The following is a 4,938-nucleotide window of genomic DNA, read 5'->3' on the forward strand; positions in this document are numbered from 1 at the left end:
AGGGGGTCTTCTAAATGGAGCGGGCGAAGAGAATCGAACTCTCGTCTCAACCTTGGCAAGGTCGCGTTCTACCATTGAACCACGCCCGCGAAAATCTTTCTTTATTCCCAACAAAAATATTATAACAAATTTTATTTCAAAAGTATAGGTGCAATTTTTTTAAGGTACGGATTTCCCGCCACCGCCCGACGGACAGCCGGGTTTTTTTTCATTTCCGAAAGGTACTTGTTTTGGTTGATAATTTTAGCCGCAACTTGCGGATTTTGCCGGTAATACTGCCCGGATTTGCTAACCATTAAAAAGCCCATAAAGCGGCTTTTGCTGATGGCTGTAAGTAATTTTTCATCCCCCAACACGCGGCGGACGGTTTCGTTTTGGAAAAATTCGTCCATCGCGGCGGCATCTTCCACAAAAAGCCGCAATTCTTCCGGGTCGTTAAGCAGGTTGGCCGCGTCCGGGCGGGTGGTAAACGCTTTAATCATGGCTCCTTTGCCCAGTAAAAACGCCACCATTTCCGGGTCTCCCGCGTTGGATTCTATGTTGGAAGTCAACGCCCACGGCGCGGCGCCAATCGTTTGGTAATTGGAGTCGTTCATGGTTTGGAAGTTGTAGCGGCTGATGACCGGAATAGTAGTGCCTAAAGACGTCACGTTTACACTGCGGTCCTGCCCTTCTTGTATTTGCACATAGCGCACCCCGGTAGAGGGGTTAAATTCCCGGTCTACGCTTAATCCTTTCAGGTTGGCCGGGTCCAGGGAAGACGGGATGTTTTCCGCCTTGTTTTTGGCGGACAATATGAATAATAAAGAAATCACCAACGCCGCAAGTGTGACGCCCAACGCCACGGCCGGCATTTTATCCGCCCAGGTTTTGGGTTGTGCCGCCTTAATGGCCTGGGCTTTGGCGGCCTCGGCCTGGCGGGCTTGTTCGCGCACTACTTTTTGGGGCGTGCGTAAGCGTTTTTTTATTTCTTCTATATCCATATTCTTATTCTAACAAATCTGCCACCCAAAAAACACAGGCTCTATACTTGCTATAATAAAATTATGAAATCCCATACCGAATATTTACTCATTCACACGCCTGAACGGTACCAAATTGTAAACATTACCCCGCAGGTGGAGGCCGCTTTGGCTAAAAGCGGCATACAGGAAGGCTTGTGCCTGGTTAATTCCATGCACATTACTTCCAGCGTATTTATTAACGATAACGAACCCGGCCTGCACCGGGATTTTTTGCGCTGGACGGAGCGTTTGGCCCCTTATGGGGTGGATAAATACCAACATAACCTAACTGGGGAAGACAACGGGGATGCGCACCTCAAGCGCACGCTGTTAGGGCGCGAAGTGGTGGTAGCCGTCACCAACGGGCAGTTGGATTTCGGCCCTTGGGAAACCATTTTTTACGGAGAATTTGACGGCCAACGCGATAAACGCGTGCTGGTTAAAATTATTGGAGAATAACAATGAAGAAAACTATTTTTTATCACGATACGGATTGCGGCAACGTGGTTTATTACGCCAACTACTTAAAATATTTTGAAGAAGCCCGTACTTTATATATGGCCGAACGCGGCTTTAGCGTGCCGGCCCTCATGCAACGCGGGCTTTATTTTGTGGTGGCCCGGCAGGAAGTGGAATATAAATATTCCGTGCGCTATGCGGACGAAATAGATGTTTCCACCAAAGTTTTGGAAGTGTCTGATATTAAAATTGTGTTTGAAAACATCATCACCAACCAAAACGGCCGTTTATGCACCAAAGGCAAAACCACGTTGGTTTGTGTGGATAAAACCGGTATGCCTACCGCCATGGGCGCAGAGGTAAAAGCCGCCATGGCCCCTACTTTATAAAAACGCGTATGCCCGGTTTTCAGCACCCGGGAACAAAGGGCCCAGCGCGCCTCTGGGCCCAAAAGAAAATCAGCCTGGGCCCAAGGGCCCTGGTATCCCCTAGCCAAGAAGTTATACTGTAAGTAAGAGGAAACAATATGAACAAAAAACTTTTACTCGGCGTGTTGTTGTTGGTCAGTGCGGCCGCGGTGCAGGCGAAACCCTACCCGCGTGCGTATGATGTGCGCCAAGTTTCCTCGGTGGTGGAAAATATCCACTTCCACCGCACCGTTCATTTGGATAAAGAAGACCAATTCGGCTATACGCCGGTATTTGCCGCCGCCTTAAAAGGGGATGTACGCACCCTGGCTTTTTTACAGCGGATAGCCCCGGACGGCGCGTACCTGTTAAAAAAAGGGAAAGACGGCAACAACGTGTTTCATATTGCGCGTGACAAACAAACGTTCCAAGCGTTGGTGCGCTTCTTGCGCAAATTTTATCCGCAGGATTATCAGTCCCGCTTGCAAACGCTCTTATCCCAAAAAAATAATTTGAAAGAAACCCCGCTCCGCGCCCAGTTAAATTACGGCAAGACGGACGTTTTCTTAAAATACTTTCCGCAAACTTTACAGTTTGAACGCTTGCGCCGCATACAGGAAAAAATAAATCAAGGCGGGTTGGTCGCGCAGTTGGCGGAATATGAAAAAACCGCGGCGGTGGAATCCACCAAAGATTTAAGCGGCTTAACCCCGGCGGCCTTTGCCAAACGCAACTTAAACCGCCCCGGCATGGCGGAAGTAGATGCCTTTTTTACGCAACATTTACCCTTTTTATAATCGTACCCCAAGGATTAAAAACGCCCGCGGACTAAAAACCCGCGGGCGTTGGTGTTTTATCAAGCAACGGTTTTACCCTAAAAACTTAATGGAGTTAGGCAAAATAACGTCTTCCATTACGGACAAGGCAAACGAGTCCGTCATGCCGGCAATATAATCCGTAATAATTTCGTCGCATTGTTCGGGGCGTGAATAAACCCGCTTCATGGAGCGCATATAGTTGGCAAATGCGTGGGCGGTTTGTTTGCCTTCCCGGTCGTACGCGGCGTAATCAAACTGATAGCGCGCAAAAAGCTGGCGGAAATAATCAAACAAATCCGCAATACGCTTATCAATGGTTTCCTTGCGTTGGCGCATTTGTTCGTTATGGTAAATGTGCGTATAGTTGAAATCCCGCAAGCAGGAAATCAGTTCAAATTTCTCGGCCGAAAACCCGATGTAGTCTTTATCCGCGGAGTTTTGCAGTAAATCCAAAGAAAGCGTGCTGATAATTTCCCCGTTATTACTGCCCAATTCCCGCCGGACGGCTTGCGGGATGTCCTCTTTGGTAATCAGTTTGGCTTTAATGGCGTCTTCAATATCGCGCCCCAGGTAGGCAATTTTATCCGCCAGGCGCACAATGCACCCTTCATAAGTGGACGGCATTTGGTTGCGCCCGGTTATTTTTTCCAAATCGTTAGGCACTTTGCCGGGGCGCAGTTGCGTGGTGGCAAAGTCTTCCCCACAGTGGCAAATAATGCCGTCTTTTACGGCAAACGTCAGGTTGAGCCCTTCCCCGCAGTTGGCTAAATGTTCCACCACGCGGTAGCTGTTTATTTCATGCAAGAACGGTTTGGGCTTAATGCAGGCCGCTATGGCGCGTTCGCCCTCGTGCCCGAAAGGCGCGTGCCCGATGTCGTGCCCCAGGCCGATGGCGTAGGCCAAATCCTGGTTTAACAGCCAGTTGCCGCTTTTGTTGAGTCCGCGGCAAATGCTGGCGGCAATGGTGGCAACGTGTAAAACGTGTTCAATGCGGGTGCAGATATGGTCGTTATCCGGCGCAAAGAAAACTTGCGTTTTATGTTTTAAGCGCCTAAACGGCAGGGAATGAATAATTTTGGTTTGGTCCCGGAAGTATTCATCCCGCACATCCGCCTGGTGCGGATGGGTGCGGTGTAAGTAAATTTCATCGGAAAACGGGTTTTTATTCATAAAATTATGATACCATAATATACAGGCCCTGGAACGGCCGTTCTGTATTATGGCAAACACGCAAGCAATTTATTCGGGCTCTTTTGACCCCGTCACGCAAGGACATTTAGACATTATCCGCCGCGCCGCACGGCTTTTTGGCGCGGTGCGCGTGGTGGTGTTGGCTAACCCGCAGAAAAAAACATTATTCACCGCGGCCGAGCGGGTGGCGCTTTTGCGCCAAGTGACGGCGGACATCCCGGGCGTGACGGTGGACTCTTTTGACGGTTTGCTGGTGGATTATATGCGCAAGCACCAATTAACCGTACTGGTGCGCGGGGTGCGCAACGCGGCAGATTTGGAAAGCGAGCAAGCGTATGCGTATGCCAATAAACTTTTGTTGCCGGCTTTGCAGAGCGTGCTGTTGCCGGCAGACCCGGCGTTGCGCTTTGTCAGCTCCTCCGCAGTGCGGGATGCGTGGGCCTTCGGATTAGAATTACCCGGGGCGGTTCCTCCCCCGGTGGCGCAGGCACTCCGGGCCAAATTAAACACTTCTAAATAACCCAAAAGACCTATAAAAAAACTAGGTCCTTTATTTGCTTGTTTATTTTTACTTTCCTTTATTATAATATAGCTGGAGCAGGTTAAAAGGAGATTTTTATGTGCTGTATGGAACTGGGGGTTCTTGAGCAACCAAGCACGCCGCGCGGGTTTATTTTTTCCCAAATGGCGGGGGCCTTGTGGTGCTGTATACCGCCCAGTGGCACTTTGTTTAAGCTGTTTCAAAACCGGCGCTGGCTCAAGCCGCACGGAACTAATCAATGTTGTTTTCTTCCTTTTTATAGGGCTGAAAATCTAGGACTCCTAGGTCTTTTGGCCCTGTTTTTTTATCTAATTACTTGCCAGACTATGTTTAGGAGAACTGCCCTATGATGAAACTATTGTCCCTACTTCTTAGTTTTACGCTTGTTTTTTCCTCGGTAGCCCCTGCCGCTGCCCAGACGGCTGATGCCGTGTCCCGCCAAAAAGCGCGTGTTTCCAACCATGTGGATGCGGGGGTAGACCGTGCGGTGCAGGCCCAGCGCGGCAAAAAGTTTGCGG

At 49.6% G+C, this 4,938-nt stretch carries 6 protein-coding genes and 1 tRNA gene; 4 read left to right on the top strand and 3 right to left on the bottom strand.

Annotation, left to right across the window (positions count from 1 at the left end):
• Positions 1-15: 15 nt before the first annotated feature.
• Positions 16-89 (bottom strand) — tRNA-Gly (locus tag ACQY18_RS06245).
• Between the two features lie 42 nt (positions 90-131).
• Entirely contained in the window at positions 132-983 is an 852-nt protein-coding gene (locus ACQY18_RS06250; protein WP_428039251.1) for a hypothetical protein, read from the bottom strand.
• 63 nt (positions 984-1,046) lie between these two features.
• Here ACQY18_RS06250 and ACQY18_RS06255 point away from each other — a divergent pair, with 63 nt between their 5' ends.
• The 3 genes from ACQY18_RS06255 (at position 1,047) to ACQY18_RS06265 (ending at position 2,667) form a co-directional block, all read left to right on the top strand.
• Positions 1,047-1,463, top strand: coding sequence for a secondary thiamine-phosphate synthase enzyme YjbQ (locus tag ACQY18_RS06255; protein WP_176776993.1), 417 nt, complete (start codon positions 1,047-1,049; stop codon positions 1,461-1,463).
• Between the two features lie 2 nt (positions 1,464-1,465).
• Complete coding sequence (locus tag ACQY18_RS06260; protein ID WP_176776994.1) at positions 1,466-1,852, top strand: YbgC/FadM family acyl-CoA thioesterase; 387 nt, start codon at positions 1,466-1,468, stop codon at positions 1,850-1,852.
• Positions 1,853-1,989: 137 nt separating this feature from the next.
• On the top strand, positions 1,990-2,667 hold the full coding sequence (locus ACQY18_RS06265) for a hypothetical protein (protein ID WP_428039252.1): 678 nt from the start codon (positions 1,990-1,992) through the stop codon (positions 2,665-2,667).
• 72 nt (positions 2,668-2,739) lie between these two features.
• On the opposite strand, the gene ACQY18_RS06270 is transcribed toward ACQY18_RS06265, so the two are convergent.
• Positions 2,740-3,858 carry a deoxyguanosinetriphosphate triphosphohydrolase family protein gene (locus ACQY18_RS06270; protein WP_428039253.1) on the bottom strand — a complete coding sequence of 373 codons (1,119 nt, stop codon included), beginning with the start codon at positions 3,856-3,858 and terminating at the stop codon, positions 2,740-2,742.
• A 49-nt stretch (positions 3,859-3,907) separates the two neighbouring features.
• On the opposite strand from ACQY18_RS06270, the gene coaD reads away from it, so the two are divergent.
• Positions 3,908-4,399, top strand: coding sequence for a pantetheine-phosphate adenylyltransferase (gene coaD, locus ACQY18_RS06275; RefSeq protein ID WP_428039254.1), 492 nt, complete (start codon positions 3,908-3,910; stop codon positions 4,397-4,399).
• Positions 4,400-4,938: the final 539 nt, after the last annotated feature.

Origin of the sequence: Candidatus Avelusimicrobium faecicola, assembly GCA_900540405.1 — a bacterium.
In the GTDB taxonomy this organism is placed as follows: domain Bacteria; phylum Elusimicrobiota; class Elusimicrobia; order Elusimicrobiales; family Elusimicrobiaceae; genus Avelusimicrobium; species Avelusimicrobium faecicola.

Bases quoted from the DNA above. Each gene is read 5' to 3' on its own strand.
- ACQY18_RS06250 (WP_428039251.1), bottom strand. From the start codon at position 983: ATGGATATAGAAGAAATAAAAAAACGCTTACGCACGCCCCAAAAAGTA.
- ACQY18_RS06255 (WP_176776993.1), top strand. From the start codon at position 1,047: ATGAAATCCCATACCGAATATTTACTCATTCACACGCCTGAACGGTAC.
- ACQY18_RS06260 (WP_176776994.1), top strand. From the start codon at position 1,466: ATGAAGAAAACTATTTTTTATCACGATACGGATTGCGGCAACGTGGTT.
- ACQY18_RS06265 (WP_428039252.1), top strand. From the start codon at position 1,990: ATGAACAAAAAACTTTTACTCGGCGTGTTGTTGTTGGTCAGTGCGGCC.
- ACQY18_RS06270 (WP_428039253.1), bottom strand. From the start codon at position 3,858: ATGAATAAAAACCCGTTTTCCGATGAAATTTACTTACACCGCACCCAT.
- coaD (WP_428039254.1), top strand. From the start codon at position 3,908: ATGGCAAACACGCAAGCAATTTATTCGGGCTCTTTTGACCCCGTCACG.